We start from the raw sequence: 26,459 nt of genomic DNA, 5'->3' as shown, positions 1-26,459 counted from the left end.
TGCCTGGCCTCCAAGGCCGCCGTCAACGGAAGCCCCCGTGCGCGTTGCGCCGATGCATGAGCCACAGCAGGTAGCTGCCGCCGAGCACCGCCGTCAGCACGCCGACCGGCAGCTCCTGCGGCGCGATCAGCCAGCGTGCCAGCAGGTCCGCCGCCATCAGCAGCAGGCCGCCCATCGCGGTGGACAGCACGAGCAGCCGCGCGTGCGTGGTCTTGACCACCGAGCGCACCAGGTGCGGCGAGGCCAGGCCGACGAAGGCGATCAGCCCCGTCTGCGCCACGGCCGCGCCGGTGGCCAGCGCCAGCACCACCACCAGCGCCGCGCGCATGGCGCCCAGCGGCAGGCCCAGGCTGGCCGCGGTGGCCTCGCCGAGCGCGAGGCCGTCGAGCAGGGGTGCTAGCATCCAGCCCAGCAGCACGCACGCCGCGCCGATGGCGCCCATCACGGCACAGGCGCTCCAGCCGACCAGGCCGGTGCTGCCGAGGATGAAGCTTTGCAGCGCCTGAAGGATGTCGGCGGACGCAATGGAAATCAGGTCCTTGACGGCACCCAGCACCACGCCGACGATCACGCCCGCGAGCAGGAGGCGCAGCGTCTGCTGCACGCCGCGCGCGAGCAGCAGCGTCAGCAGCACCGCCAGCACGGCGCCCAGGAAGGCCGCGCCGGTCAGGCCCAGGCGCACCACCCACTCGGTGCTGGTCGGCGAGACGCCGAACATCGCCAGGGCCACGGCTACGCCCAGCGAGGCGCCCGAGGCACTGCCCAGCAGATACGGGTCGGCCAGCGGATTGCGGAACAGCCCCTGCGCCACTGCCCCGGCGAGCCCCAGCAGCGCGCCGGCGAGCCAGGCGCCAAGGGTGCGCGGCAGGCGGATGCCCCACACGATCTGCAGCGCCACCGGGTCGTGGCGCGCCGCCAGCACGCTCTCGAAACCGGTGCTGCCGATGCCCGTGCCCAGCACCAGCAGGGCCGCGCCCAAGGCCAGCAATGCAATGCCCAGCGCGAGTGCGCGGCGGTGTTCGCTCCTCACCCGCCGGCGCCTCCGGGCGCCTTTTCCCGCAGGCAGCGCGCCATCAGGCCCGCGGCCTCGCCCATGCGTGGGCTCGGACGCACCAGCACATCGGACTCCTCCGCGGTGAAGCGGCAAATGCGGCCCTCTCGAACCGCCCGAATGCCGCCCCAGCCGGGTCGCCGCTCGAGCCCTTGCGCACTGCGTTCGCCGACCATGATCAGGTCGGGATCGGCGCGCACCACGTACTCGGGATTGAGCTTGGGAAAGGGCCCCAGCGAGGCCGGCACGATGTTCTTCACGCCCAGCCGCGCGAGCGTCTCGCCGATGAAGGAGCTCTCGCTCGCGGCGTAGGGGGCGTTGTTGACCTCGAAGTAGACGCGGGTGCGCGAGTTGCCGGCCGGCAGCGACTGCGCCGCGGCCGAGACGCTGGCATCGATGGCCTGCCACACGCGCTGCGCATCGCCGCTGCCCAGCACCTGGGTCAGCACTTCCAGGACGCGCCGCACATCCGCATGGCTGCGAGGCTCGAGGACCAGCACCTTGAGGCCCAGCGCCTCCAGCCGCTGGGTGACGCGCGAGGAGGCGGCGAGCAGCACCACGTCGGGCTTCAGCGCCACGATGGCCTCGACGTTGGGGTCGATGCCGCCGCCGAGCTGCGGCAGCGCGCGCACCGCCTCGGGCCAGTTGGAATAGCGGTCGACGCCGACCAGCCGCTCGCAGGCACCCAGCGTACAGACCGACTCGGTCAGCGAGGGCAGCAGCGTCACGATGCGCTGCGGCGGCCGCGGCAACTCCACGTGCACGCCGCGCTCGTCGGTCACGACCGCCGCATGGGCTGCGAGCGCGCAGAGGACCAGCAGCCCGGCGAACAGATGCCTGGGAAAGGCATTCATGCAGGCTCCTTCAGGCTGAGCGGCAGGCCGGCCGCCATCAGCGTCACCCGCTCGCAGACGGCGGCGACTTGCTGGTTGAGCCGGCCCAGCGCGTCGACGAAGGCGCGCGCCTCGCGGCCCATGGGAATCACGCCCAGACCGATCTCGTTGCTCACCAGCAGCACCGGGCCCCGCGCATCGTGCAGTGCGTGCAGCAGCGCCATCTCGGCGGTGTCGGCGCAAGGCGGCGCCGCGCCCGCGGATTCGGAAGGCATCAGCAGGTTGGTCAGCCACAAGGTCAGGCAGTCGACCAGCACCAGCGTGCCGGGCGCGCTGTGCCGCGCCACGGCAGGGCCGAGCTGGACCGGCTCCTCCACGGTGACGAGCGCGGGCACGCGCTGCGCCCGATCGGCACGGTGGCGCGCGATGCGCTCGCGCATCTCCTCGTCGTGCGCCGTCGCGGTCGCGATCAGCACGGCGCGGTGCGCCGGATCGCGCGCCAGCCATTCGGCCGCGCGCAGCTCGGCGCGGCGCGACTTGCCGCTGCGCTGGCCGCCCAGGATCAGCTCGCGCGATGTGGGTTTCACGACTTCGGCTGCCACCGCAGCGTCAGGTAGACCGCGCGTCCACGCTGGTTGTAGCCATAGACGGTCTCGTAGTTCACGTCGTTGAGGTTGGTGATGCGGCCTTGCACGGCCCAGTCCTTCGACACCTTGTATTCGCCATACAGATCCACGGTGGTGAAGTTGCCAAGCCGCATGGTATTGCGCGTGTCGTCGAAGCGCCGGCCCACGTGCAGGGCCGAGGCGCCGAACTTCCAGGGACCGACCGCGTAGTCGACACCCAGCGAGGCCTGGTTCTTGGCGCGGCGCGGCAGCTGCGCGCCGGTGAGCTCGTTGCGGGGGTCGAGCGAATCGAGGCTCGCGTGCACCGTCCAAGGCCCGAACTGGCCGTCGTACCCCAGCGTCCAGCCCTCGATGCGCGCGCGCGGCACGTTCTCGGGGCGCGTGGTGCTGGTGATGAAGCCGCGGATCTTGTTGTCGTAGCGCACCAGCTTCACGCTGTGGCCGTCCTGGCTCCAGGTGATGCCGACGTCGGTGTTCCTGCCCTCCTCCGGCTGCAGCGCGGGGTTGCCGAAGTCAGGGTAGTAGAGCTGGTTGAAGGAAGGCGCGACGAAGCTGGTGCCGTGCGACGCATGGATGCGCCAGTTCGGCGAGATGCGATACCCATAGCCCGCGAACCAGGTATCGCTGTCGCCGAACTGCGAGTTCCGGTCGTGCCGCGCATTGACCTGCCAGCTGTGGTTGCCCGCATTGCCGTTGAGGCCGACGAAGGCCGAATCGATGTCGCGATCGGTGACGGTGTATCGCGTGTCGCTGTTCACCTCCTGCGTGCGGCGCTCCAGCCCGGCCAGCACCGTGCCGATCGGCGTCGCGATGTCGTTCTGCCAGAGGTACTCCTTCTGCGTGGTCTCGAACAGGCCCGGCATGTTGAACGGGTCCGCGACGATGTTGCGCGTGTAGTCGCGGCTCTGCGCATAGCGCAGCTGCGTCTTCCAGGCCGAGGTCACCGCGCCGCTCGCGCCGATGTAGGCCGTCTGCGTGCGCACCCGGCTGCGCGTATCGAACTCCGGACCGTCGTCGTAGTGGTTGACGCCTTCCGAATACAGCAGCCCGCTGTCGATCTTCCAGTCGGGATTGATCTGGAAGCCCAGCGATGCATTGAGCGCGCTTTGCGAGAACGGATCGCGGTCGGGGTTGAAGTTGCCGAAGGGCACCCTGCGGTTGGTCGAGGAGAAGCCCTTGTCGGCAGTGCGCTGCGCATCGAGCGAATAGGTGAACGGCCCCGAGGCGCCGCTGAAGCCGCCGGTGACCTGCTTGTAGCCTTCGCTGCCGAGGGTGGTCGAAGCGCGCGGGCTGAACAGCGGATCGCCCGCCTTGCCCTTGCGCGTGAAGATCTGCACCACGCCGCCGACGCCGTCGCTGCCGTACAGCGCCGAGGCCGGGCCCTTCACCACTTCGATGCGGTCGATCATGTCGACCGGGATGTTCTCCCAGGCCGGCGTGCCGAGCGTGGCCGAGCCGTAGCGCACGCCGTCGATCAGGAGCAGGGTGTGGCGCGCCTCGGCGCCGCGGATGAACACGCTGCTGGCCTTGCCCGGGCCTCCGTTGGCCGCGATCTGCACGCCGGCCACGCGCGCCAGGATCTCGGGCAGCGTGCGGCTGGCCTGCTGCTCGATTTGCGCGCGGTCGATGACGACCGTGTCGGACAGCAGCTCGTCGGCACGCGTCGGCGTGCGGTTTGCGGTCACCACCGTCTCGGCGAGCGCGGGAGTGCCTTGCGCGAGCGCCGCAGCGCTAGCCAGGCCGCCCAGGGCCGCGACGATGGGGAGGGCCAGGGCACGCGGCCCGGGGAGAAGACGCGACGAGCCGCAACCATCGGCATGCGCGGAAGAAACGCTGGAAGTCATCATGAAGACACAAGAGATCAATGCCCGTCACCGGCTTCCCCGCCGGTGCTTGGACGTCATGGCTGCCGCCTGCTCGCGCATGCGGCAGCCGCCTCGTTGGCCGGTATCCGGGCTGACAGCACGCCCCCGCCGCCTTCCCAGGCACCTGTTTCAGGGCGCCCAGTGGCTTCTTGACGAGGGTGGCACCGAGGGGTGCCGGCTGTTTGACCGTTGCGGGGGCAGCGCAGGCTGGCTGGGCCCTGAGGGGCTTCGACTCCTGCTTCCCGTTGAACTGCGCCGCGTGAACCGCGGCGCGAGCACCAACGCGGCGGATTTTATGTGTAAACGCCGGCTTGGCCGGAAACTACAATCGCCCCCCATGCCTGCACCGAGCCGTATTGATCAAATCGCCGAGCGCGTCGAACGTTTGCTTGTGCGCCACGAAGAGGTGCAGCGAACCAATGCGCTGCTGCAGGAGCAGGTGACTGCACTGACGCGCGAGCGCGACGCCCTCAAGTCGCGCCTGGCCGCGGCGCGCAGCCGGCTCGATGCGCTGCTCGAGCAACTACCAGCCGATCCTCCCCAAGACGCCTCCTCCTCCAACTGATGAAACAAGTCGAAGTCCAGATCATGGGCCAGAGCTACCTGCTCGGCTGCCCCGAAGGCGGCGAGCAGCAGCTGCGGGAGGCGGTCGAGCGGGTCGATGCCGCGATGTGCAAGATCCGCGACGCGGGCAAGGTCAAGGCCCGCGACCGCATCGCGGTGCTGGCCTCGCTGAACCTGGCCTTCGACCTGGCCCAGCGCGAGGCCTCGCTGGCCGCTGCCATGGCGCCCCCACCCATCCCCGCGCCGACGCCGGCCGCGGCCCCGGGCACCAGCGATGTCGACGACGCACGTGCCGCGCAATTGATCCAGCGCCTCGATCAAGCCCTCGCCGGCGACGGCCATTTGCTCTGAGGCGCACCCACCAGGCCGGCGGCGGGCGTAAAATCCGCTTCGTCTGCGGTGTGCGTCGGGCTCTATATGTCCTTGTTCCAATGCTCTACGGAGCAGGGCTTGGTATATCGCTTGGCGGGTGTGATCATCTCGCGTCAGATGAACCCGAAGCCTTGCTGCCCTCGCCCACCTGAACCCCGGTTCAGGATGCGAGTCCGGCCCCACTCGCAGACACCTTTTCTCGACGGCCACGGCCCCGCTTTCGGGGCCGTGGCTTTTTTAAGCCCCAGAAGACCAAGACTTCCCCCATGACGCTCGCCCCTCTGCTGGTTGCCGAACTCGCCGTGCTGGGCGTCGGCACCGGCTTCCTCGCCGGTCTGCTGGGCATCGGCGGCGGCATGCTGATGGTGCCCTTCATCACCATCATCCTCGGCCACCGAGGCGTCCCGGCCGACCTGGCGGTCAAGATGGCGATCGCCACCTCGATGGCCACCATCATCTTCACCTCGATCTCGAGCGTGCGCGCGCACCACAAGCGCGGGGCCGTGCGCTGGGACATCGCCCGGCGGCTCGCACCGGGCATCGTGATCGGCAGCCTGGTCGGCAGCCTCGGCGTGTTCGCGCTGCTCAAGGGCCAGGCGCTGGCGGTCTTCTTCGCGCTGTTCGTCGGCTTCTCGGCGACGCAGATGTTCCTCGACAAGAAGCCCAAGCCCACGCGGCAGATGCCGGGCACCGGAGGCCAGCTCGCGGCCGGCGGCGTGATCGGCTTCGTCTCGGGCCTGGTGGGCGCGGGCGGCGGCTTCATCAGCGTGCCCTTCATGACCTGGTGCAACATCGCGATTCACAACGCGGTGGCGACCAGCGCAGCCCTGGGCTTCCCCATCGCGGTGGCCAACGTGGCCGGCTACGTGGCGAGCGGCCGATCGGTGCAGGGCCTGCCCGAGGGCTCGATCGGCTACATCTGGCTGCCGGCGCTGGCCGTGATCGCGATCTCCAGCTTCCTCGTCGCGCCGCTCGGCGCCAAGGCCGCGCACAGCCTGCCCGTGTCGAAGCTCAAGCGCGTGTTCGCGAGCATCCTGTACGTGCTGGCGGCCTACATGCTCTGGAAGGGCCTGCGCGGCTGAGCGCAAATCCCTGCATACGATGGGCTTCTCTGTACGCGCGCGGCGCCGCGCCGTATAACCCTGGCATGCGGCGCCTGGCCGCAGGTTCCAGACAACGAGAGGCTTTCATGAAGATCCTGGTCGCCGTCGACGGCAGTCCCCATACCCAGAAGGCGCTCGACTACTTGGTCGCCCATCGCGCCATGTTCGTCGAAGGCAATGAACTCGTGGTGGTGCACGTGTCCACCGGCGTGCCCGGCCACGTGGCGCGCCACCTCAGCCGCGACGTGCTGGGAGACTATTACGCCGAGGAGAACGCAAAGGTCCTCGAGCCCGTCAAGGCCTTCTTCCAGAAGCAGGGCATCACGAACTTCCGCAGCCACGGACGCCATGGCCACGCCGCCGAGGAGATCCTGAAGGCCGCGACCGAGTCCGGCGCCGAACTGGTCGTGATGGGTACGCATGGCCACGGCATATTCGGCCGCGCCCTCATGGGCTCGGTGGCGACCAAGGTCATCGCGGAGACGGACATCTCGGTGCTGCTGGTCCAGTAGCACCCGGCCCCTCGCCGCCGCCAGGCGAGCGGGGTCGAGAAAAACCTAGTGCCGCAGCCGCCACTCGCGCGGCGAACAACCGAAGCGATCGCGAAACACGCGGCTGAAGTGCGCCGCGTCGTTGAAGCCGCGGCCGAAGGCGATCTCGCTGACCGTGCGGCCTGCCAGGCGCGGCTCCCGCAGGTCGCGGCTGCAGGCTTCCAGCCTGCGCTCCCAGATGTACTGCGCGGGCGTGAGCGGCTCGCTCCTGAACACGCGGTGGATCTGGCTGACCGACAGACCGAGCTCCGCCGCCAGGCTGCTCACCGACAGCGCCGGATCGGCCAGTTGCTCGTCGATGCACCGCTTGATGCGCGCAAGGTGATAGGCCGCCAGATGGCTCAGCCCCGGCGAGCGCGCAGCCGGCAGCGTCTGCAGCCCCGCCACCAGGATGCTGAGCACGCCGTTCGCCACTGCCAGTGCCGACGCGGGCTGCAGCGCATCGATGTCCTCGCGCAAGGTGCGGATCATGCTGATCAGCAGATGGCCGGCGCCTTCGCGCCCCGACACGGTGGTGGCCGTCAGTGCCTCGGTCTGGCGCAGCTCGCTGCGCAGGCGTTCGCCCGGCAGCTTGAGCACGATCTGCTCGAAGGCCTCGTCGAACAGCAGCTGGTAGGGCCGCGTGCTGTCATAGAGCGCGAAATCGCCGACGGCTAGCACGGCGTCGCGCCCGTCCTGCCGCACCACGCCGCGGCCGGCGGTCTGGATGCCCACCAGAAAATAGTCGTCCGTGGAGCGCGCGATGTGGCCGGGCGTGCGCATCACGCTTTGCGCGCCGGAGTTCACCACCGACACGTCGAGGCTGGGCAAGGTATGGCGGCGGATGCTGCCGGTGAAGTCGCCGGCCGGGCGCTCGCGCACCGGATCGCATCCGAGCTGCACGTAGACGTTGCAGATCATGTCGGTCCAGTACGCAAGGCGCTGGTCGCGGGGGACGGCATCGGTGCTGAACAACTGGGTCATGGGGTCCTCCCGGAGGCAAGGGCGCAACGCAGGGACAAGAACGCCGCGAGATCCGGACAAGATGAACGGCGGGGTCGAACTTACGCTTCAAGCAACCCGCATGCCACCGCGCAAACCCGATGCGCGCGACGCGTGCGGCCTTCTTCCCTCACTCTCCGGAGCCCGCCATGGCCAGCAAGACCCATCCCCGACTTCGTGTCGCCGCCGTCCAGGCAGCGCCCGTGTTCCTCGATCTCGACGGCACCCTCGACAAGACCGTCGACCTGATCGCCCAGGCGGCGGCGCAGGGCGTGCAGCTGATCGCATTTCCGGAGACCTGGGCACCGGGCTATCCCTGGTGGATCTGGCTCGACTCGCCCGCCTGGGGCATGCAGTTCGTGCAGCGTTATCACGACAATTCGCTGGTCGTCGGCTCGCCCGAGTTCGACCGCGTGCGCGAGGCCGCGCGCAAGCACGGGATCTGGGTCTCGCTCGGCTACAGCGAAAAGGCGGGCGGCAGCCTCTACATCGCCCAGGCATTGATCGACGATCAGGGCCGGACGGTGCAGACCCGCCGCAAGCTCAAGCCCACGCACGTGGAGCGCACCGTGTTCGGCGAAGGCGACGGCTCCGACCTCACCGTGTGCGAGACGGCGATCGGCAACATCGGATCGCTGTCGTGCTGGGAGCACCTGCAGCCACTCAGCAAGTACGCGATGTATGCGCAGAACGAGCAGATCCACTGCGCCGCCTGGCCCAGCTTCTCGCTCTACCGGGGCGCGGCCTACGCACTCGGCGCCGAGGTCAACAACGCCGCCAGCCAGGTCTACGCGGCCGAAGGCCAATGCTTCGTGGTCGCGCCCTGCGCCACCGTTTCGCAAGCCATGAGCGACATGCTGTGCACCGACCCCGGCAAGCAGCAGATGCTTCGCGTGGGCGGCGGCTTCGCGCGCATCTACGGACCCGACGGAGCGCCCTTGGGCACGCCGCTGGCCGAGGACCAGGAAGGGCTGGTGATGGCCGACATCGACCTCGGCATGATCTCGCTCGCCAAGGCGGCCGGCGATCCGAGCGGCCACTATGCGCGGCCCGACGTCACGCAATTGCTGCTCAACAAGGCGCGCCGCGAGCCGGTGGTGTTCCAGCGGCAGCCGGAGGCGGAGGCCGGCGCCTTCGAGGCCGTGGTCGCCAAGCCAGAGGCCGCGGCCGGCAGCACGCCGCTGCCGCTGGCCGCCTGAGCCGCGGGGTCGCCCATGGAATCCGCCATCGCCGAAGCCCTGAAATGCCCGCGCACGCGGCATCGCCGCATCGAGGACGACTACGTCCCGCCCTACCCTGCCTGGTCGGCGCGCGCCACGGGCGCAGTCACCCAGGTGGTGATGGGCTACTTCGGCGTGCAATCGCGCGGCGCCGCAATGCAGGGCCGGGCCTGCGCCGCACTGTCCGGAATCGCGCGCAGCTTCGGCCTGCCCGACGGGCCGGGGCACCATGACCTCGCGCACTTCGTCGATGCGGACGGCTTCGACAACATGATCGCCATCGCGTACTGGGACGATCCCACACGCTTTGCACGCTGGTGCGCCACGCCGGAGATCGACGACTGGTGGCGCTCGAGCGATCGGTTGGACGAAGGCATCGGGTACTTCCGCGAGATCGTCTCGCCGCGTGTCGCTCACTGCGAGACGCTCTTCAACACGCCCGATCGCTTCGAGGGCATCGGCGTCGTGATGGGCAGCGCCAGCGGCGAGATCCAGGAGCATGCCTATTGGGGATCGATGCGCGAGCGCATCCCGCTGTCGCAGACCGACGCCCTGGTGCCTTCGGGTGCGCGCGCCATCGTCGGGCCGGCTGCCGAGCCGGGCCGGCATGTGCGCGTGGCCGGTCATGAGCATCTTGCGATGATTCGCTCCGGCCAGGAATGGGTCGACACGCGGGGCCAGGAGCGCACGCTCTATCTCGCAGAGATGCAGCCCGTGCTGCGCGAAGGCATGGATTTCCTGCGCGACCAGGGCCTGGGCATCGGCTGCTACAGCAACCGCTACATGCATCACCTCGATGCGTCGGGTGCGCCGCTCGAGAAGTCGTTCGGCCTGAGCTTCTGGCGCTCGCTCGCCGACATGGAGCGCTGGGCCGAATCGCACCCCACGCACGTGGCGATCTTCGGCGGCTTCATGCGCTATGTGCAGGCGCTGAACTTTCAGCTGCAGCTGCGCGTGTACCACGAGGTTGCGGTGCTGAAGGCGGACGAACAGAGCTACGAGTACATCAACTGCCACCCGCGCACCGGGCTGCTGAACGGCTTGATGGCCTGACGCTACGCGGCCTCGAACAGGGCCTTGTGCTGCTCCCGCAGCAGCGCCTTCTGCACCTTCCCCATGGCGTTGCGCGGCAGCTCGGGCACGATGAAGCATCGTTTGGGAATCTTGAAGTTCGCCAGCTTGGCCTTGAGCTCGACGATGATCGCTTCGCCGTCGAGCGCGGCGCCGGACTTCGGCGTAACGACGGCAACGCCCACCTCGCCGAAGTCCGGATGCGGCACGCCGATCACGGCGCTCTCGGCGACACCCGGCATGTCGTTGATGTAGCCCTCGATCTCGGCCGGATAGACGTTGTAGCCGCCGCTGATGATCAGGTCCTTGCTGCGGCCCACGATCGTCACGTAGCCCAGCTCGTCGATCCGGCCCACGTCGCCCGTCTTGAAGAAGCCGTCGTCGGTGAACTCCTCCTTGGTCTTCTCGGGCATGCGCCAGTAGCCCGCGAACACATTCGGGCCCGCCACCTCGATGTGGCCGATCTCGCCGGTGGAGCAAGGCCGGCCCGCGTCATCGCGCACGCGCAGCTGCACGCCCGGCAGCGGAAAGCCCACCGTGCCGCCGCGCCGCTCGCCCTGCACCGCGCTGTACGGGTTGGACGTGAGCATCACGGTCTCGCTCATGCCGTAGCGCTCGAGGATGGTGTGGCCGGTGCGCTCGCGCCAGGCCTCGAAGGTCTCGAGCAGCAGCGGCGCGGAGCCGGAGATGAAGAGCCGCATGCCGTTGCACGCCTCGCGCGTGAGCGTGGGCTCGGCCAGCATGCGCGTGTACAGCGTGGGCACGCCCATGAACACCGTCGCATCCGGCAGCCGGGCCACCACGCGCTTCGGATCGAAGCGGTTGAGCCAGATCATCCGGCTGCCGCTGATCAGCGCGCCGTGGATGGCGACGAAGAGGCCGTGCACGTGGAAGATGGGCAGCGCATGGATCAGCACGTCGGCGCCCGGGCGCCAGCCCCAGTAGTTCTTCAGCACCTCGGCGTTCGAATGCAGGTTGCGGTGCGTGAGCATTGCGCCCTTGCTGCGGCCTGTGGTGCCGCTGGTGTAGAGGATCGCCGCGAGGTCCTCAGGCTTCTTCTGCGCCACCCGATGCTGGTCGCTGCGCTGCGCCGCGGCCTCGAGCAGCGTGCCGCTGCGGTCGTCGTCGAGCGTGAACACGTGCCGCGTGCCGGCAGCGGTGGCGAGGGGCGTCACCCAGCCGGCGTTGGCGCTGCTGCACACCACCACGGCCGGCTCGGCGTTGCCGAGGAAGTAGGCGATCTCGGCCTCGCGGTAGGCGGTGTTGAGGGGCAGGAACACATAGCCCGCGCGCAGGGTCGCGAGGTAGAGCAACATGGCCTCGACCGACTTCTCGACCTGCACCGCGACGCGGTCGCCCGCCTTCAGGCCCAGCGCATCGAGCAGGTTGGCGATCATCGCGCTGGCGCGTTCCAGGTCGCGCCAGGAGTAGTACAGGCCGTCGTCGGTCTCGACCGCGATGGCATCGAGGTCCAAGGGGAAGGCCGCACGCAGCGCAGCGAAAAGGTTGGCGTTGGTCGGGTCGGTCATCTCATCGGACATTCAAAAGACGGGCGGGCGCTTGGCCAGGAAGGCGGCGATCCCCTCGCGATGCTCGGGCGAGTCGGCATAGTCGTAGGCGTTGGCGAGCAGGCTTTCGGCCGAGCTCGCCGCCAGCGCACGCTTGTTGGCGCGGGCGGCCTCGGGCGCCAGCGCGGCAATGCGCCGGGCATGCGCCAGCGCCTTCGTGGCGACCTCCGCATCGGGCACCACGGCCAGCAGAAAGCCGGCATCGCAAAGGCGCTGCGCGCCATGCACGCTGGCGGCCAGCAGCATGTCGCGCGCCAGCGTGTCGCCGACGGCACCGCGCACCAGGGCCGCTTCGCGCGGCGCCATCGGGAAGCCCAGCTTCGCGATCGGGGCGCCGAACTTCGCGCTCTGCCCGGCGAGGCGGATGTCGCAGCAGCTCGCGATCTCCAGGCCTGCGCCCATGCAGGCGCCCTCGATCTGCGCGACCAGCGGCAGCTCGCAGGCCAGCATGGCGGCCAGCGCGGCCCAGACCTCGTTCTCGTGGAATTCGCGCAGCGAGGCTTCGTCGAAGCGGAACGATGGGTACTCGGAGATGTCGCCGCCGGCGCAGAACTGGCCCGCTTCGCCGCGCACGACCACGCAGCGCAGCGAGCGGTCGTGCGCCAGCGCCGAGTCGAACACGGCGCGCAGCTCGCGCCACATCGCGCGCGACATCGCGTTGAGCCGCCCCGGATTCGCGAGCGTGACCAAGGCGATCGGGCCCTCGCGCTCCAGCCTGACGGCTCCGTGCGTCATTCGATCTTCGCGCCCGAGGCCTTGACCACGCCGGCCCAGCGCTTGACCTCGGAGCTCACGAAGCTGCCGTAGGCCGTCGTGACCAGGTTCGGGATCTCGGCGCCGTTGCTGGCCCAGATCGCCTTGAGCTCGTCGGTGGCCAGCGTCTTGCGCATGTCCTCGACGATCTTGGTCTGCACCTCCGCCGGCGTGCCCTTGGGCGCCCACAGCCCGTACCAGGTCGTGACGGTGTAGTCCGGCAGCCCCACCTCGGACGCGCTCGGCACGTCGGGGAAGGCAGGGTTGCGCTTGCTGCCCGCCATCATCAGCGCCTTGATGCGGCCGCCCTTGATGTGCTGCGCGGAGGAGCCCAGGCCGTCGAACATGCAGTCGACGTTGCCGGCGATCAGGTCCTGCAGCGCCGGGCCTGCGCCGCGGTAGGGGATGTGGGTGATGAAGGTGTTGGTCTGCAGCTTGAAGAGCTCGCCCGCCAGGTGGTGCGAGGTGCCGGCGCCGGCCGAGGCGTAGTTGAGCTTGCCGGGATTCCTCTTGGCTTCGGCGACGAAATCCTTCAGCGTCGTGGCCGACACGCGCTTGGGATTGATCACCACCACCTGCGGCACGCTGGCCAGGAGCATCAGCGGCACGAAGTCCTTCTCGATGTCGTAGTCCAGCTTCGGGTAGACCGAGGGCGCGATCGCGTGGTGCACCGCGCCCATGAACAGCGTGTAGCCATCGGGCTGCGCCTTGGCCGCGATGCTCGCGCCCAGGGTGCCGCCGGCGCCGCCGCGGTTGTCGATCACCAGCGACTGCCCGGTCGCTTTCGAGAACTGGGCCGCCAGCGGCCGCGCGAAGGCATCGGTGCCGCCGCCGGCGGGGAATGGCACCACCAGCGTCACCGGCTTGGCCGGCCAGGCCGATTGCCCGTACGCGGCCCCGCCGAGCGTGACGGCAGCACCCGCCGCGGCCAGGCGCAGGACGTCGCGCCGCTGAAAGGTTGAGCTCATTGCTGTGTCTCCTGAAGTTGTCACCACGAATGCGCCGGGGCCCACGGCGCCGCACACGGCCCCTCTCGGGATCAACCCTTGAGAAAGAGATCGTCCACATCGCCCGACACCGCCACCTTGCCCTGCGCGAGCAGGCCGCGGTGCTTGTCGAGCCGCTTGAGATCGTAGAGGTAGTTGACCATGAGTCCGTAGGATTGCTTCAGGCCCTTGGGCGAGGGGTCGCCGGCCCAGTTGAGGCGCTCCACGCGCGCACCGTTGCCCAGGTGGAAGCGCGCCACCGGATCGACGGGCTTGCCTTCGGCGGTGGCGCGGCCGAGGTACTCGGCGGCGGCATTCATCAGCAGCTGCCGCACGGGCGACCTGGCGTCCAGCGTGCCCGCCTCCTCTGCTGCGGCCAGCACGCGCTCGGCCGTGGGCGGCAGCGAGCCGACCACGCGGCCCAGCTCGGTCTGGCGCTTCTCGTCCAGGCGCGTGAGCAGCGCTGCGGCATTTTTCGCGAACCAGCCGCGAAAGCCCGGGATCGGCGACAGCGTGGCAAAGATCTTCAGGCGCGGCAGCTCGGCCTGCAGCGTCTCGACCACGCGCTTGATCAGCGAGTCGCCGAAGCTCACGCCGCGCAGGCCGTCCTGCGTGTTGCTGATCGAATAGAAGATGGCGGTGGTGGCCCGGTCGGCCTTGACCGGCGCAGCCGCCTCGTCGAGCAGCGGCACGATGCCCTCGCTGATGTGGTCGACCAGCGCCACCTCGACGAAGATCAGCGGCGTGTTGGGCAGGCGCGGATGGAAGAAGCCGTAGCAGCGGCGGTCGCTGTCGAGCCGGTTCTTGACGTCGGCCCAGCTCTTGATGTCGTGCACCGCTTCGTACTGAATGAGCTTCTCGATCAGCGAGGCCGGCGAGTCCCAGCTGATGCGCCGCAGGTCCAGGAAGGCGACGTCGAACCAGGTCGAGAACAGGTGCTCGAGCTCGGCATCGAGCGGCAGCAGGCGGCGGTCGCCCTTGAGGTGCGGCAGCAGCTGCGCGCGCAGGTCCACCAGGAAGCGCATGCCCTCCGGCTCGATGGCAAAGCGCTGCAGCAGGCGCAGGCGCGGCGAGACCAGGGCGCGCCGCAGGTGCACCTCGGCCTGACCTTCTTCGGCCGTGCCCATGGCGGCCTGGTGGTGGTCGCGCGCCGTGCTGACCTTGCCCAGATCGGGGGCGAAGCGCTCGCTCATCAGCAGCCAGACGTCGCGCCGCTCGTCGAGCTCGCGCCCGGCGTACCACTGGACCACCGCATGAGCGCGGCGGCCGGCCTCGACCTCGCTGATGCGCGGATCGATCACCGCCTGCAGCTCGGCGAGCGCGCGGCGCAAAGCACGTGGCGCGAGCCCCTCGCCGGGGCGGCGCAGCGTGGCCTCGAGCCGCTCGGCCAACGGGCGCGGACCGACGCCGGCGGCCTTGGACGCCTGGGCGCCCGCGGCCTTCTTGCCCTCGGCGTCGGCGCCCGGGCGCAGCCGAGAAACGTTGCGCGTAATCCAGTCGGAGGCATTGGTGATCATGAAATCAGCTTCGCTTTCTGTTGCGCGGCGACGGCCCGCAGGGCCTCGCGCTGGCGGTTCAGGTGGGTGCGCATGGCCGCCTCGGCGCCGTCGCTGTCGCGCGCCTTGAGCGCAGCGAACACGGCCAAGTGTTCCGAGAGGCTTTGCTCGAGCCTACCCGGTGCGTGCAACTGCTGCAGGCGTGCGAGTTTGAGGATCTTGCGCAGGTCGCCGATGACCTGCGCGAGCCAGCGGTTGTCCGCCAGCATGATGATGGCCTCGTGAATCGCGTAATTGGTGGCGTAGTACTCGTTGATGCGCTTGGCCCGCGCATGGCGGGCCAGCTTGTCGTGCAGGGCCTCCAGCGCCTCCAACTCGGCATCGCTGGCATTGCGCGCCGCCTCCCAGGCGCAGCGACCTTCGAGCAGCGCAATGACCGGGAAGATGTCGTCCAGATCCTTGTGCGTGACCTCGGCCACGAAGCAGCCGCGCCGCGGCTCATGGCGCAGCAGGCCCTCTGCCGTGAGCACCTTGAGCGCCTCGCGCAAGGGCGTGCGCGAGATCGACAGCCGCTCGCACAGCGCCGCCTCGTCGACAAAGCTGCCGGGCGCGAGGGTGCCGGCGAAGATCTCCTCGCGGAGGGTGGCGGCGACTTCGTCGTGCAGGGAGTTGTGGACGATGCGCATCGATGCTGTTGTAGCAGGCTGGCGCAGCCGTGATTATTGGTAATTACGCGTAATTATCAGTCGCAGGTCTCTCGGCCTCCATGAGCGCTGCGCTTGGAATCTTGCTCGGAGTATTGCCCGAGGCCGCAGCGCGGAACCTTGCGCGCGCTGCCGTTACAGACCTTGACACCTGCATCTGCAGGAGGCGTCCAAGTCCGCAACGAGCAGTGAGAAGAGCGTCATGCACATCAGAACTACCGGTAACCCCTACCCCTACGCCTACCGACCTTTGCCTACCGAGAGCTGGAGGGAGAGCCTTGCCAAGCTTTCACCCTCCGATCTGTCTCATGAATGCAATGCACTGGTCCGCAAGCTTGTCCAGAACCCCAACTACATCCCAACTGAGGCTGAGTTGAACAGCCTGATCTGTGAATGCATGTTCCGTGGGAAGGTCAAAGCGCTAAGCAATATGCTGGCGCAGCTACCCTTGCAGACGCTCCACATCGCCAGGCCCGCTAACGAACGCGCATGGCAGACATTGCTCGAGGCCATGCCAGCTTCCTGCTCGGTCAGCCAGTTGATCCTGTCCAAGCAAAAGTTTGACTGGACCAACACTTCTCTACTGTTCGATCTCATGGGTCGAATGCCCGACCTGAAATCTCCGCACTTCGATTCGTGCGCCTTCACATTCTGGACACTGCGCGATCCACCATCTTGCCCTCCCCTACTCGAGCTGCGGAACCTGCACGTCAAGAATACGGACGACCCCTTCAACCTGCTGTCTGCGCTCCTCGACGCCTCCCCAAAACTGAGCGAGTTCCACCTTGACTCCAACGCCGACATCGACATCGACGATGAGAAGCATCGCTATCTCGCCACCAAGCTCTCCGACAGCCATGCCTCCACGCTCCAAAAGCTGACGCTCAGAGCCTTAAGAGATGAAAAATGCGTCGCGCAATACATCGACCTGTTAAAGAAGGCGAAAGCGCTCACACACTTGGATCTTTCCGGGAACCCCCTGGGCCCGGACACCTGTAAAGATCTGTGGAAGGCTCTCCAAGACAAATCCACTTTGACCAACCTGTCGCTCGCAGGTTGTTGGCGAAGCATGAGCGACACATCCGATTGGAAGGACCTCGCCAGGCTCGTCAAGCTACCGAGCCTTGTCAGCCTCGATCTCTCGCGCAACAAATTCCCCTCGTCGATGGGGCCAGTGCTGATGGCAATGCGGGGCCACCCAAGCCTGCAGCATCTCAACCTCAGCGGTTTCAGTATGACCAATGCGCTCATCACCTTCGGACTGCCCGCCATTCTGGAGAACAACAAGACGCTCGTCTCTCTGCAACTGCCGCCCTTGGACGACAGCGACTTCGCACCCTTGGTCGAGGCCATGAAGCAGAACCAAATGCTGCGGTCCCTGCCCATCCCGGAGATCGAGCGGTGGTGCTCCACGACGTCAGCGGAGGAATCTCATCAGCTCTATCCCAACTATCTGGCCCTCATGGGGCAGATCTCGCTCAACCGGAGAGCCTGGGAGGAGGAAAGGTTCGCGCTCATGGAAGGCGGCATGAAGGTCGTGCTGGGCGGGCTGGGCCGCACCGATCCAGGGAATGTTTTTCAAGAGATCGCCCGCTATGCAGCTGGTCATGTGGCCATCGAGGGAGATGGCAACCAAGCCATGACCCTGAGCCTCCTCAACAAGAAAGCGAACGAGGAAGGCCAGGCAGCACTGAAGCGGCTTCAAGAAGAGAAGTAAGTCGGGCGTCCAGCAGTTTTCATTCCAGATCTGCATCCGCAGTCATTGCAGGGCGCCGCACACGCGGACCAGAGCCCGCGCGTGGAACCATTCCTCTCGCTGAGGTTACCCAGTGGGTCCTCTGCATCGGCGGAGACATGTCCAACACCAGCGGAAGAAAAATGCCATGAATTCCACCGGCCATAGCAATTGCGACTACGGGCCGAAGCGGGGAGTGCCTCCTCCAGAGCATCCACGTCCCCGCTTTGACGAGCTGTTCAACAAGTTCCACATGAATCCGCAAGCCTTGAGTGAGGGCGAGTCGAGCGAACTTGTCCGCAAATGCATGAAGCGTGGCGACTGCCAAGCGCTGGGCAAGGTCCTGGCGAAGTTGCCCCTGCAGACGCTGCACATTGAAGACATCGCAGGCGAGAAACCATGGTTGGATTTGCTGAGTGCCTTGCCGAAAGACTGCTCGATCAGGCAGCTGACTCTGCGTCGCAACTACTTCGACGACTGCACGGGCGCGCTCCTTCTGGAGACCCTGGGACAAATGCCCGAACTGAAATCCCTGCGCCTCCTAGGCTGCACCTTCCGCGAAGTCGTCAACGAGCTGAGTTGTCGGGCCTTGCCCCATCTGCAGGACTTGCACATTGAGGACACGCAGAAACCCTTCCCGCTGTTGCAGGCGGTTCTCAATCCCGCGGTTTCGCAAGTGAGCAAGCTTCATCTTGTCAAGGACCTTGGCATGGACGACAACGATCATGCCGCCCTCGCCAAGATGCTCGGCGCTCAAGGCAAGCTGCGCGACTTGGCACTCAGAAGGTGGCCGGCACCCTTCCGAACATTCCAGGACTCGCTGAAGCACTACGTCCGATTCCTGGCGATGGCGACAACGACGCTGACACATCTGGATCTTTCCTGGAACCCACTGAGTGGAAGCAGCTGTGGCCTCCTGTCGAAGGCGCTGCGAGACAAAACCACCCTGATCAGCCTGGCGCTCGCGGGCTGCTGGCCGAAAGACGACGGTGTCAACTGGAGTCGAGTAGGAATGATGGCCACTCTGGGCGTTGTCCATCTCGATCTCTCCTACAACCAATTCCCTTGGACGTGTGCATCGACGATGTTTTCACAACTGGGGCACACCGAAAAACTTCAGCATCTCGATCTCTCCAGTGCGGATATGGAACGCATAGGCTTGAGATGCCTGGCCTTTCGGCTTGAGAAGTTGAAACTTGCTTCTCTGCGCCTGCCGTTCATGTCGGACGCTGACTGCGGTCTCTTCGTCGACGTCATGAAGTCGAACCGATCGCTGCGATCCCTTGAGATCGGGAACTTCGAGAGAAATCGCCCCAATATGAAGGAGGAGGAATTTCATCGCTCCTTTGAAAACCATCTCGCCCTCATGACCTTCGTCGATCGCAATCAGCGGGAATGGAATGACACAGTCCTCCCGCGTGGCACGGAGGTATTGCTGGGCGACATGACGCGCGTCGATCCGGAATGAGATCCTGCTCCCCGCCGTGTGAACCCCGGAATCGCCAAGCATGCAGCTCAATGGGCGCTCGCCATCGATGACAAGCATGCCAAGGTCGAGACGGTCTTGATTCTGCTCAACAGACAATCATCGGGAGAAGCATGCGATGGCCGCGCCCCCTGGGCGCGATCAGCCCGGCCGGCGCGCTCCGTAGGCCGGCTGCGCCGCCGGCGCGCTGGCATAGAGCCACACGCCGAACAGCACCATCGGCACGCACAGCCACTGCCCCATGCTCATATTGAGCGCCAGCAGGCCCAGGAAGTCGTCGGGCTCGCGAAAGAACTCTGCAATGAAGCGCATCACCCCGTAGCCGATCAGGAAGACCGCGGAGACGCGGCGCTCGCGCCGCTCCTTGCGCGCATACAACCAGAGAATCACGAAGAGCAGCAAGCCCTCGAGCAGGAACTGGTAGACCTGCGACGGATGGCGCGGCAGCATCGAGCCGCTTTGCGGAAACACCATGCCCCAAGGCAGATCGGGGCTGCTGAAGCGCCCCCACAGCTCGCCGTTGATGAAGTTGCCGACCCGGCCCGCAGCCAGTCCGGTGGGCACGCAGGGCGCGACGAAATCCATCACCTGCCAGAAAGGCCGCGAACGCGAGCGCGCGAACCAGCCCATCGCTGCGATCACGCCGATCAGCCCGCCGTGGAAGCTCATGCCGCCCTGCCAGACGAAGAAGATCTCCAGCGGATGCGTGAGGTAGTAGCCGGGCTTGTAGAACAGGCAGTAGCCCAGCCGCCCACCGACGATCACGCCCATCACGCCGAGGAAAAGAATGTCTTCCAGGTCCTTGCGCGTCCAGGCGCCGGGCCCGGTGATGGAGCGGAAGGGCTCGTGCCGCAGCCGGCGCGTGCCGAGAAAGTAGAAGAGCGCGAAGGCGGCCAGGTAGGTCAGGCCATACCAGTGGATCGCGATCGGCCCGAGCTGCAAGGCCACGGGGTTGATCTGGGGGTACATCAGCATCGGGCTATTGTGCCGCGCGGTTTTTGCGCGCCTGCGGCAGCGGCGGCCGTATCCGTGGGGTCATTGTCATGGCGAACCGTTCGCGGCGATGAACTGCACGAAGCGCGCGAGCGCCGGGTTGGCGCCGGCGGCGGGCCAGACCAGGCTGGTCTCGCCGGCCGGCAGCACGGGCGCCCGGCGCCGTGCGGCCGGTGCGAACTCGGCGGCAGCGCGGTAGACCACGCCGGCACGCCGGAACTGCGTGACGCTCTCGGGCACCCACGCCAGGCCCAGGCCGCCCCACACTAGGTTGACGATGGTCTGCATCTGGATCGCCTCCTGCGCCACCTGCGGCACACGACCGGCCGCGTGATAGAGCCCGAAGATCGCGTCGTGCAGCGAGGGCACGATGCGGCGCGGGAAGATCACCAGCGGCTCGGCCAGCGCCTCCGCCAGCGGCAGCTTCGGGCGGCGCGCGAGCGGATGCCGCGCCGGCAGCGCCAGCACCAGCGGCTCCTCCGACACCGGCAAGCGCTCCAGCCCCGGCGGCGCAAAGCCGGGTGAATGCAGCATCAGGCCGGCATCGATCTCGCCGCGCGCGAAGGCCTCGAGCTGCACATCGCCGGTGGCCTCGACCAGCTCCAGCGCGACCTCCGGGCACTGCAGGCGGAACTCGCGCACCCAGGCCGGCAGGCGCTCGAAGCCGATGGTCGAGACGAAGGCCAGCCGCACGCGCCCCAGCTCGCCGGCGGCGGCCGCGCGGGCGCGACCGGGAAGCGCCTGCGCGCGCGCCAGCAGCTCGCGCACCTCCGGCAGCAGCGCCTCGCCGGCCGGCGTGAGGGCGACGCGGCGGCGCGTGCGGTCGAAGAGCACGACACCGAGCGCCTTTTCCAACTGGGCGATGGCCTGCGTGACCGGCGGCTGCGTCATGTGCAAGCGCTGCGCCGCGCGCCCGAAGTGCAGTTCCTCGGCGACGGCGAGGAACTGGCGCCAGGCGCGCAGCTCGATGGAGGCTTCTCTCATACACCGAGCATATCAATCGCCCTTGAAAATCGGATTGGAAGCAATCAGTCAATCGTCCGATACTTGCATTCCCCGATTCCCACGAGCAGAGACACGATGGACACCAAGACTATCCAGATCAACCGCCGCAGCGCCAACATCGTCGAAGGCAAGTCGCGCGCGCCCAACCGCTCCATGTTCTACGCGATGGGCTACGAGGAAGGCGACTTCAAGAAGCCGATGGTCGGCGTGGCCAACGGCCACAGCACCATCACGCCCTGCAACTCGGGCCTGCAGAAGCTGGCCGATGCCGCCATCGCCGGCATCGAGGAAGCCGGCGGCAATGCGCAAGTGTTCGGCACGCCCACCATCTCCGACGGCATGGCCATGGGCACCGAGGGCATGAAGTACTCGCTGGTGAGCCGCGAGGTGATCTCCGACTGCATCGAGACCTGCGTCGGCGGCCAGTGGATGGACGGTGTGCTGGTGGTCGGCGGCTGTGACAAGAACATGCCCGGCGGCCTGATGGGCATGCTGCGCGCCAACGTGCCGGCCATCTACGTCTACGGCGGCACCATCCTGCCCGGCAGGTACAAGGGCCAGGACCTGAACATCGTGAGCGTGTTCGAGGCGGTGGGCCAGAACGCCGCCGGCAACCTGAGCGACGAGGACCTGAAGGAAATCGAGAAGCGCGCCATTCCGGGCACGGGCTCCTGTGGCGGCATGTACACCGCCAACACCATGAGCTCGGCCTTCGAAGCGCTCGGCATCTCGCTGCCCTACTCCTCCACCATGGCCAACCCGCACGACGAGAAGGCCGAGTCGGCCAAGGAGTCGGCCAAGGTGCTGATCGAGGCGATCAAGAAGGACATCAAGCCGCGCGACATCGTCACGAAGAAGGCAATCGAGAACGCGGTGGCGGTGATCATGGCGACCGGCGGCTCGACCAACGCGGTGCTGCACTTCCTGGCCATCGCACACGCGGCCGGCGTGGAGTGGTCCATCGACGACTTCGAGCGCATGCGCAAGAAGGTGCCGGTGCTCTGCGACCTGAAGCCCAGCGGCAAGTACCTGGCCGTCGACCTGCACCGGGCCGGCGGCATCCCGCAGGTCATGAAGATCCTGCTGAGCGCCGGCCTGCTGCACGGCGACTGCATCACCATCACCGGCCAGACCATTGCCGAAGTGCTGAAGGACGTGCCCGACCAGCCGCGCGCCGACCAGGACGTGATCCGCCCCATCTCGAACCCGATGTACGCCGAGGGTCACCTCGCCATCCTCAAGGGCAACCTGTCGCCCGAGGGCGCGGTGGCCAAGATCACCGGCCTGAAGAACCCGGTCATCACCGGCCCGGCGCGCGTCTTCGACGACGAGCAGTCTGCGCTGCAGGCCATCCTCGACGGCAAGATCGTGGCCGGCGACGTGATGGTGCTGCGCTACCTCGGCCCCAAGGGCGGCCCCGGCATGCCGGAGATGCTCGCGCCGACGGGCGCGCTGATCGGCGCCGGCCTGGGCGAGAGCGTGGGCTTGATCACCGACGGCCGCTTCTCGGGCGGCACCTGGGGCATGGTGGTCGGCCACGTGGCGCCCGAGGCGGCGGCCGGCGGGACCATCGCCTTCGTCAACGAAGGCGACTCCATCACCATCGACGCGCACGAGCTGAAGCTCGAGCTCAATGTGCCCGAGGCCGAGATCGCCAAGCGCCGCGCGGGCTGGAAGCCGCCGGCGCCGCGCTACACCCGCGGCGTGCAGGCGAAGTTCGCCTTCAACGCCTCGAGCGCGAGCTCTGGCGCGGTGCTCGACAAGTTCTGATCCGGTCTCCGGCGACCGGCCTACAATGGCCCTCGCTTCGCCAGACCGACTGAAGCAACGCTAGGGGTGCCGGCCCGCGGCCCAAAGGATCGCAGGCCGGCTGAGAGAGTCCCTTTGAACCTGACTGAGGTAATCCTCGCGCAGGGAAGCTGGTCCGGCGGCCGCCGCGTCTTTGTCTCCTCTCGCGCGGTGGTCCCGCCGCCGTGGCCTCGCCCACCTGCCAAACACTTTGCAATGGAGCAAATGGATGGCAATCACTTCCGCCGAAAGCAATGAAGCACTGACGCCGCTCGCCGCGAGCAGCCGCGTGTTCCGCTGGCACGACCACCTGTCGCTGTGGTTCAGCCTCGGCGTGGGCCTGCTGGTGATGCAGATCGGCGCCTACCTGGTGCCGGCGGTCGGCACGCGCGACGCCGTGCTCGCGATCGTGCTGGGCTCGTGCATCGGGGCCGGCCTGCTGGCCTGGACCGCACGCCTGGGCTGCGAAAGCGGCCTGGCCAGCGCCGGGCTCATGCATGCGACCTACGGCAGCGCCTTCGCGCGGCTGCCGGTGGTGCTCAACATCGTGCAGCTGATCGGCTGGACCACCTTCGAGCTCGTGATCATGCGCGAGGGCACGCAGGCCATCGGCAAGCAGGCCTTCGGCTGGTCGCTCGAGGGCAGCCTCGGCAGCCTGCTGACCACGCTGCTGTGGGGCGCAGTGCTGCTCGCGCTGCTGGCCGGATCCATGGTCAAGCTGGTGCGGCGCTTCGTCAGCCGCTTCGGGTTGCCGCTGGTGCTGCTGTCGCTGCTGTGGCTGAGCTGGCAGTTCGCGGCACAGCTGCAGGCGAAGGGGCTGGAGGCCTTCTGGGCGCGCCCGGGCAATGGCAGCATGGGCCTGTTCAGCGCACTCGACCTGGTGATTGCGATGCCCGTGTCCTGGCTGCCGCTGGTGGCCGACTACGCGCGCCACGGCAGGCGCAGCACGGGCGGGCTGGGCGGCGCCTTCGCCGGCACCTGGGTCGGCTACGCGCTCGCCAACATCTGGTGCTATGGCCTGGGCGTGATGGTGGCGAGCACGGCCGAGCCGGGCAGCAACCTGGTAACGGCCCTCCTGCTGGCTCAGGGCGGGCTGGTGGCGCTGGGCCTGATCCTGATCGACGAGCTGGACAACGCCTACGGCGACGTCTATTCGGGCTCGGTCTCGGCCCACAGCCTGAAGCCGCGCTGGAGCGTGAAGCGCTGGGGCCTGGCGCTGGCCGTGGTGTGCATCGGCTTCGCGCTGGTGCTGCCGATGCACACGCTGGAGCCGTTCCTGCTGCTGCTGAGCTCGGTCTTCGTGCCGCTCTACGGCGTGATCCTCGGCCGGCTGGGGACCGGCGAGGCGCCCGCCACCTCGGGCACGCGCCGCGTCGACCTGGGCGCCGCGCTGATCTGGATCGCCGGCATCGCGGTCTACCACGGCTGTGCCAAGTGGGCGCCCCAGCTCGGCTCGGCCCTGCCCACGCTGGCCTTCACCTTCGCGCTGGCCTGGTTCACGCGCCAGGCAGCGGCAGGCGGACCGTCGGCACTGGCGCAAAACCGTGGTTGAGGGGTCCATGGCCCGCGCCGATCTTCACGTCCGCACCGGCCGCCATCGCGGCCACGACGTAGCCGCGCGCGCGTTCGACCGCCTCCGGCAGCGCGTAGCCCAGCGCCAGGTGCGCGGCGATGGCCGACGACAGGGTGCAGCCCGTGCCGTGCAGGTTGCGGCTCGCGATGCGCTCGGATGCAAGGCGCAGCCGCTCGCCAGTGGCTTCGGCCAGCAGGTCCACCACATCGTTCCCCGGCAGGTGCCCCCCCTTGAGCAGCACGGCGCGCGCGCCGAGCGCGAGCAGCTCGCTCGCCGCATCGTCGAGCGCGTCCACGCCCGGGATGGCATGGCCGATCAGCAGCGCCGCCTCGTCCAGGTTGGGCGTGACCACGGTCGCGCGCGGGAACAGCTCGCGCACCAGCACCTGCACCGTCTCGGCCGCGATCAGCCGGTCGCCGCTGGTGGCGACCATCACCGGGTCGAGCACCACCTTGTCGAGCTTGTAGTGGTCGATGGCCCAGGCCACCACCTCCACCACCTCGGGCGCATGCAGCATGCCGAGCTTGACGGCGTCGACACCGATGTCCTCCACTACCGCCTGGATCTGCGCCTTGAGGAATTCCGGTGGCACGCCGTGGATGCCGGAGACGCCCAGCGTGTTCTGCGCGGTCAGCGCGGTGATCGCCGTCATGCCGTAGCAGCCCAGGGCCGAGAAGGTCTTGATGTCGGCCTGGATGCCGGCGCCGCCGCCGCTATCGGAACCGGCGATGGACAGCACGCGGGCATAACGGGAAGTTGCTTGGGTCATGCCGAAAATTATGGTCCACGCCATCGCGGGACCCGCCGGAGGCCATGTCGATGACGACGCGCGAGGCTCTTCCATTCGCCTCGGCCGCGATCCTCGGCGCCGGGCTCATGGGCCGGCTGTTGGCGGTGGCGCTGGCGCGCGCGGGCTGCCGCGTCGAGCTCTTCGATGCCGGCGGGCCGCAGGCCGATGGCGCGGCGGCGCGGGTCGCCGCCGCCATGCTGGCGCCGCTGGCCGAATCGGCCGTGGCGCCGCCTTCGGTGGTGCGCATGGGCCGCTACGCGCTGGCGCGCTGGCCGGAACTGCTGGGCGAGCTGGCGCAGCCGGTGTTCTTCCAGCGAGAAGGCACCCTCGTGCTGTGGCACCGGCAGGATGCGGCCGAGGCTGCGCGGCTGGCGCGCGTGCTGGCGCGCACCGTCGAGCAGGTGCCCGAATTGCCGGCGATGCGCACGCTGGATGCGCCCGGCATCGCCGCGCTGGAGCCCGCGCTGGGCAGCCGCTTCGTGCAAGGCCTGCTGCTGCCGGAAGAAGGCCAGCTCGACAACCGCGAGCTGCTGGCGGCCCTGCTCGCCACGCTGGAGGCCCTGCCGAATGTGCAGCTGCACTGGCACGCGCCGCGCAGCCTGGATGATTTCCGGCCCGGCGAGGGCGAGCGCGTCATCGACTGCCGCGGACTCGGCGCCCGGCCGCAATGGAGCGCGCTGCGCGGCGTGCGCGGCGAGGTGATCCGCGTGCATGCGCCCGAGGTCGCGCTGACGCGGCCCACGCGCCTGGTGCATCCGCGCTACCCGCTCTACATTGCGCCCAAGCCGAACCGGGTGTTCGTCATCGGCGCCACCGAGATCGAGTCCGAGGACATGTCGCCGGCCAGCGTGCGCTCGACGCTGGAGCTGCTGAGCGCGGCCTATGCGGTGCACAGCGGCTTTGCCGAGGCGCGCATTCTCGAGATCGCGACCCAGTGCCGCCCGACGCTGCCCGACAACCTGCCGGCCTTCCGCCAGCCGCGCGCACGCGTGATGCAGATCAACGGCCTCTACCGTCACGGCTTCATGATCGCGCCGGCCATGCTCGACGTTGCGCTGGAGCTGTTGCGCGAGGAAGGCTCGGCCTTGGCCGAACGCTTCGCGCTGGCGCCCGGCCTGGAGTCCATCGCACCATGAACATCCTGATCAACGACAGTCCGAAGACCTTGCCCGAAGGCGCCACCCTGGCCGACGCCATCGCCCTGATCGAAGCAAAACCCCCCTTCGCCGCCGCGGTGAATCGCCAGTTCGTGCCGCGCTCGAACTACGCATCGCACGCCCTGCATCCCGACGACCGCATCGAAGTGATCCGCCCCGTGACGGGCGGCTGAACCGGAGACCTCACG

General features: G+C 68.1%; 25 protein-coding genes and 2 riboswitches. Of the genes, 12 read left to right on the top strand and 13 right to left on the bottom strand.

Annotated elements, in window-relative coordinates:
- Positions 1–22 precede the first annotated feature (22 nt).
- The 4 genes from ACMGEZ_RS03735 to ACMGEZ_RS03720 are packed head-to-tail and all read right to left on the bottom strand — an operon-like array spanning position 23 to position 4,354.
- Positions 23–1,030, bottom strand: coding sequence for a FecCD family ABC transporter permease (locus ACMGEZ_RS03735; protein ID WP_436820915.1), 1,008 nt, complete (start codon positions 1,028–1,030; stop codon positions 23–25).
- The gene (locus ACMGEZ_RS03730; protein ID WP_436820914.1) at positions 1,027–1,905 is read right to left on the bottom strand and encodes an ABC transporter substrate-binding protein; all 879 of its coding nucleotides are present in this window, start codon (positions 1,903–1,905) and stop codon (positions 1,027–1,029) included. The genes ACMGEZ_RS03735 and ACMGEZ_RS03730 overlap by 4 nt, the downstream gene beginning before the upstream one ends.
- Positions 1,902–2,471, bottom strand: a complete 570-nt coding sequence (gene cobU, locus ACMGEZ_RS03725) for a bifunctional adenosylcobinamide kinase/adenosylcobinamide-phosphate guanylyltransferase (protein ID WP_436820913.1) — start codon at positions 2,469–2,471, stop codon at positions 1,902–1,904. The genes ACMGEZ_RS03730 and cobU overlap by 4 nt, the downstream gene beginning before the upstream one ends.
- Positions 2,468–4,354 carry a TonB-dependent receptor domain-containing protein gene (locus tag ACMGEZ_RS03720; protein WP_436820912.1) on the bottom strand — a complete coding sequence of 629 codons (1,887 nt, stop codon included), beginning with the start codon at positions 4,352–4,354 and terminating at the stop codon, positions 2,468–2,470. Before ACMGEZ_RS03720 ends, cobU begins: the two co-directional genes overlap by 4 nt.
- A gap of 81 nt (positions 4,355–4,435) precedes the next feature.
- Positions 4,436–4,673: riboswitch (cobalamin riboswitch) on the bottom strand.
- Positions 4,674–4,712: 39 nt separating this feature from the next.
- On the opposite strand from ACMGEZ_RS03720, the gene ACMGEZ_RS03715 reads away from it, so the two are divergent.
- From ACMGEZ_RS03715 to ACMGEZ_RS03700, 4 genes are all read left to right on the top strand, one after another.
- Positions 4,713–4,940, top strand: coding sequence for a DUF904 domain-containing protein (locus tag ACMGEZ_RS03715; RefSeq protein WP_436820911.1), 228 nt, complete (start codon positions 4,713–4,715; stop codon positions 4,938–4,940).
- Positions 4,940–5,290 (top strand): cell division protein ZapA, encoded by a 351-nt coding sequence (locus tag ACMGEZ_RS03710; protein WP_436820910.1) that lies wholly within the window; start codon positions 4,940–4,942, stop codon positions 5,288–5,290. The genes ACMGEZ_RS03715 and ACMGEZ_RS03710 overlap by 1 nt, the downstream gene beginning before the upstream one ends.
- 287 nt (positions 5,291–5,577) lie before the next feature.
- Complete coding sequence (locus tag ACMGEZ_RS03705) at positions 5,578–6,393, top strand: sulfite exporter TauE/SafE family protein (RefSeq protein ID WP_436820909.1); 816 nt, start codon at positions 5,578–5,580, stop codon at positions 6,391–6,393.
- Between the two features lie 107 nt (positions 6,394–6,500).
- Entirely contained in the window at positions 6,501–6,926 is a 426-nt protein-coding gene (locus tag ACMGEZ_RS03700; RefSeq protein WP_436820908.1) for a universal stress protein, read from the top strand.
- Positions 6,927–6,971: 45 nt separating this feature from the next.
- On the opposite strand, the gene ACMGEZ_RS03695 is transcribed toward ACMGEZ_RS03700, so the two are convergent.
- Positions 6,972–7,928, bottom strand: coding sequence for an AraC-like ligand-binding domain-containing protein (locus tag ACMGEZ_RS03695; RefSeq protein WP_436820907.1), 957 nt, complete (start codon positions 7,926–7,928; stop codon positions 6,972–6,974).
- A gap of 167 nt (positions 7,929–8,095) precedes the next feature.
- On the opposite strand from ACMGEZ_RS03695, the gene ACMGEZ_RS03690 reads away from it, so the two are divergent.
- Together ACMGEZ_RS03690 and ACMGEZ_RS03685 are read left to right on the top strand one after the other, a co-directional pair.
- The gene (locus ACMGEZ_RS03690; RefSeq protein ID WP_436820906.1) at positions 8,096–9,145 is read left to right on the top strand and encodes a carbon-nitrogen hydrolase family protein; all 1,050 of its coding nucleotides are present in this window, start codon (positions 8,096–8,098) and stop codon (positions 9,143–9,145) included.
- Between the two features lie 15 nt (positions 9,146–9,160).
- Positions 9,161–10,219: a phenylacetaldoxime dehydratase family protein gene (locus ACMGEZ_RS03685; RefSeq protein ID WP_436820905.1), complete on the top strand. Its 1,059-nt coding sequence runs from the start codon at positions 9,161–9,163 to the stop codon at positions 10,217–10,219.
- Positions 10,220–10,221: 2 nt separating this feature from the next.
- Here ACMGEZ_RS03685 and ACMGEZ_RS03680 read toward each other — a convergent pair whose 3' ends face one another.
- The 5 genes from ACMGEZ_RS03680 to ACMGEZ_RS03660 form a co-directional block, all read right to left on the bottom strand.
- Positions 10,222–11,766, bottom strand: coding sequence for a malonate--CoA ligase (locus tag ACMGEZ_RS03680; protein WP_436820904.1), 1,545 nt, complete (start codon positions 11,764–11,766; stop codon positions 10,222–10,224).
- Between the two features lie 12 nt (positions 11,767–11,778).
- The gene (locus ACMGEZ_RS03675; RefSeq protein ID WP_436820903.1) at positions 11,779–12,540 is read right to left on the bottom strand and encodes an enoyl-CoA hydratase/isomerase family protein; all 762 of its coding nucleotides are present in this window, start codon (positions 12,538–12,540) and stop codon (positions 11,779–11,781) included.
- Entirely contained in the window at positions 12,537–13,526 is a 990-nt protein-coding gene (locus tag ACMGEZ_RS03670) for a Bug family tripartite tricarboxylate transporter substrate binding protein (protein WP_436820902.1), read from the bottom strand. The genes ACMGEZ_RS03675 and ACMGEZ_RS03670 overlap by 4 nt, the downstream gene beginning before the upstream one ends.
- Positions 13,527–13,597: 71 nt before the next feature.
- The gene (locus tag ACMGEZ_RS03665; RefSeq protein ID WP_436820901.1) at positions 13,598–15,061 is read right to left on the bottom strand and encodes a malonyl-CoA decarboxylase; all 1,464 of its coding nucleotides are present in this window, start codon (positions 15,059–15,061) and stop codon (positions 13,598–13,600) included.
- Positions 15,058–15,726, bottom strand: coding sequence for a GntR family transcriptional regulator (locus tag ACMGEZ_RS03660; protein ID WP_436820900.1), 669 nt, complete (start codon positions 15,724–15,726; stop codon positions 15,058–15,060). The genes ACMGEZ_RS03665 and ACMGEZ_RS03660 overlap by 4 nt, the downstream gene beginning before the upstream one ends.
- Before the next feature lie 391 nt (positions 15,727–16,117).
- Here ACMGEZ_RS03660 and ACMGEZ_RS03655 point away from each other — a divergent pair, with 391 nt between their 5' ends.
- Together ACMGEZ_RS03655 and ACMGEZ_RS03650 are read left to right on the top strand one after the other, a co-directional pair.
- Positions 16,118–17,461: a leucine-rich repeat domain-containing protein gene (locus ACMGEZ_RS03655; protein WP_436820899.1), complete on the top strand. Its 1,344-nt coding sequence runs from the start codon at positions 16,118–16,120 to the stop codon at positions 17,459–17,461.
- 166 nt (positions 17,462–17,627) lie between these two features.
- Positions 17,628–18,947, top strand: coding sequence for a leucine-rich repeat domain-containing protein (locus tag ACMGEZ_RS03650; protein WP_436820898.1), 1,320 nt, complete (start codon positions 17,628–17,630; stop codon positions 18,945–18,947).
- Between the two features lie 159 nt (positions 18,948–19,106).
- On the opposite strand, the gene lgt is transcribed toward ACMGEZ_RS03650, so the two are convergent.
- Together lgt and ACMGEZ_RS03640 are read right to left on the bottom strand one after the other, a co-directional pair.
- Positions 19,107–19,940, bottom strand: a complete 834-nt coding sequence (gene lgt, locus ACMGEZ_RS03645; protein WP_436820897.1) for a prolipoprotein diacylglyceryl transferase — start codon at positions 19,938–19,940, stop codon at positions 19,107–19,109.
- A gap of 66 nt (positions 19,941–20,006) precedes the next feature.
- The gene (locus ACMGEZ_RS03640) at positions 20,007–20,942 is read right to left on the bottom strand and encodes a LysR family transcriptional regulator (protein WP_436820896.1); all 936 of its coding nucleotides are present in this window, start codon (positions 20,940–20,942) and stop codon (positions 20,007–20,009) included.
- 96 nt (positions 20,943–21,038) lie between these two features.
- On the opposite strand from ACMGEZ_RS03640, the gene ilvD reads away from it, so the two are divergent.
- A complete protein-coding gene (ilvD, locus tag ACMGEZ_RS03635) occupies positions 21,039–22,733 on the top strand; it encodes a dihydroxy-acid dehydratase (protein WP_436820895.1) in 1,695 nt (564 codons plus the stop codon).
- A 52-nt stretch (positions 22,734–22,785) separates the two neighbouring features.
- A riboswitch (TPP riboswitch) is annotated at positions 22,786–22,897 on the top strand.
- 83 nt (positions 22,898–22,980) lie between these two features.
- Positions 22,981–24,303, top strand: a complete 1,323-nt coding sequence (locus tag ACMGEZ_RS03630; protein WP_436820894.1) for a purine-cytosine permease family protein — start codon at positions 22,981–22,983, stop codon at positions 24,301–24,303.
- Here ACMGEZ_RS03630 and thiD read toward each other — a convergent pair.
- Positions 24,248–25,093: a bifunctional hydroxymethylpyrimidine kinase/phosphomethylpyrimidine kinase gene (thiD, locus tag ACMGEZ_RS03625; RefSeq protein WP_436820893.1), complete on the bottom strand. Its 846-nt coding sequence runs from the start codon at positions 25,091–25,093 to the stop codon at positions 24,248–24,250. The two genes, ACMGEZ_RS03630 and thiD, sit on opposite strands and share 56 nt — an antisense overlap.
- A 50-nt stretch (positions 25,094–25,143) precedes the next feature.
- On the opposite strand from thiD, the gene ACMGEZ_RS03620 reads away from it, so the two are divergent.
- Both ACMGEZ_RS03620 and thiS read left to right on the top strand, forming a co-directional pair.
- The gene (locus tag ACMGEZ_RS03620) at positions 25,144–26,250 is read left to right on the top strand and encodes an FAD-dependent oxidoreductase (RefSeq protein WP_436820892.1); all 1,107 of its coding nucleotides are present in this window, start codon (positions 25,144–25,146) and stop codon (positions 26,248–26,250) included.
- The gene (thiS, locus tag ACMGEZ_RS03615) at positions 26,247–26,444 is read left to right on the top strand and encodes a sulfur carrier protein ThiS (protein WP_436820891.1); all 198 of its coding nucleotides are present in this window, start codon (positions 26,247–26,249) and stop codon (positions 26,442–26,444) included. The genes ACMGEZ_RS03620 and thiS overlap by 4 nt, the downstream gene beginning before the upstream one ends.
- Positions 26,445–26,459 lie beyond the last annotated feature (15 nt).

The sequence above is a fragment of the Variovorax stachyos genome (genome assembly GCF_051400855.1).
GTDB lineage: Bacteria > Pseudomonadota > Gammaproteobacteria > Burkholderiales > Burkholderiaceae_C > Variovorax.
The sequence above is the reverse complement of the archived record's forward strand: the minus strand, read 5'-3'. Positions and strand labels throughout refer to the sequence as shown.

Bases quoted from the DNA above. Each gene is read 5' to 3' on its own strand.
- thiD (WP_436820893.1), bottom strand. From the start codon at position 25,093: ATGACCCAAGCAACTTCCCGTTATGCCCGCGTGCTGTCCATCGCCGGT.
- ACMGEZ_RS03710 (WP_436820910.1), top strand. From the start codon at position 4,940: ATGAAACAAGTCGAAGTCCAGATCATGGGCCAGAGCTACCTGCTCGGC.
- thiS (WP_436820891.1), top strand. From the start codon at position 26,247: ATGAACATCCTGATCAACGACAGTCCGAAGACCTTGCCCGAAGGCGCC.
- ACMGEZ_RS03700 (WP_436820908.1), top strand. From the start codon at position 6,501: ATGAAGATCCTGGTCGCCGTCGACGGCAGTCCCCATACCCAGAAGGCG.
- ACMGEZ_RS03675 (WP_436820903.1), bottom strand. From the start codon at position 12,540: ATGACGCACGGAGCCGTCAGGCTGGAGCGCGAGGGCCCGATCGCCTTG.
- ACMGEZ_RS03670 (WP_436820902.1), bottom strand. From the start codon at position 13,526: ATGAGCTCAACCTTTCAGCGGCGCGACGTCCTGCGCCTGGCCGCGGCG.
- ACMGEZ_RS03730 (WP_436820914.1), bottom strand. From the start codon at position 1,905: ATGAATGCCTTTCCCAGGCATCTGTTCGCCGGGCTGCTGGTCCTCTGC.
- ACMGEZ_RS03665 (WP_436820901.1), bottom strand. From the start codon at position 15,061: ATGATCACCAATGCCTCCGACTGGATTACGCGCAACGTTTCTCGGCTG.
- ACMGEZ_RS03630 (WP_436820894.1), top strand. From the start codon at position 22,981: ATGGCAATCACTTCCGCCGAAAGCAATGAAGCACTGACGCCGCTCGCC.
- ACMGEZ_RS03620 (WP_436820892.1), top strand. From the start codon at position 25,144: ATGACGACGCGCGAGGCTCTTCCATTCGCCTCGGCCGCGATCCTCGGC.
- ACMGEZ_RS03695 (WP_436820907.1), bottom strand. From the start codon at position 7,928: ATGACCCAGTTGTTCAGCACCGATGCCGTCCCCCGCGACCAGCGCCTT.
- lgt (WP_436820897.1), bottom strand. From the start codon at position 19,940: ATGCTGATGTACCCCCAGATCAACCCCGTGGCCTTGCAGCTCGGGCCG.
- ACMGEZ_RS03685 (WP_436820905.1), top strand. From the start codon at position 9,161: ATGGAATCCGCCATCGCCGAAGCCCTGAAATGCCCGCGCACGCGGCAT.
- ACMGEZ_RS03680 (WP_436820904.1), bottom strand. From the start codon at position 11,766: ATGACCGACCCGACCAACGCCAACCTTTTCGCTGCGCTGCGTGCGGCC.
- ACMGEZ_RS03720 (WP_436820912.1), bottom strand. From the start codon at position 4,354: ATGACTTCCAGCGTTTCTTCCGCGCATGCCGATGGTTGCGGCTCGTCG.
- ACMGEZ_RS03650 (WP_436820898.1), top strand. From the start codon at position 17,628: ATGAATTCCACCGGCCATAGCAATTGCGACTACGGGCCGAAGCGGGGA.
- ACMGEZ_RS03705 (WP_436820909.1), top strand. From the start codon at position 5,578: ATGACGCTCGCCCCTCTGCTGGTTGCCGAACTCGCCGTGCTGGGCGTC.
- ACMGEZ_RS03715 (WP_436820911.1), top strand. From the start codon at position 4,713: ATGCCTGCACCGAGCCGTATTGATCAAATCGCCGAGCGCGTCGAACGT.
- ACMGEZ_RS03660 (WP_436820900.1), bottom strand. From the start codon at position 15,726: ATGCGCATCGTCCACAACTCCCTGCACGACGAAGTCGCCGCCACCCTC.
- ACMGEZ_RS03690 (WP_436820906.1), top strand. From the start codon at position 8,096: ATGGCCAGCAAGACCCATCCCCGACTTCGTGTCGCCGCCGTCCAGGCA.
- ACMGEZ_RS03640 (WP_436820896.1), bottom strand. From the start codon at position 20,942: ATGAGAGAAGCCTCCATCGAGCTGCGCGCCTGGCGCCAGTTCCTCGCC.
- ilvD (WP_436820895.1), top strand. From the start codon at position 21,039: ATGGACACCAAGACTATCCAGATCAACCGCCGCAGCGCCAACATCGTC.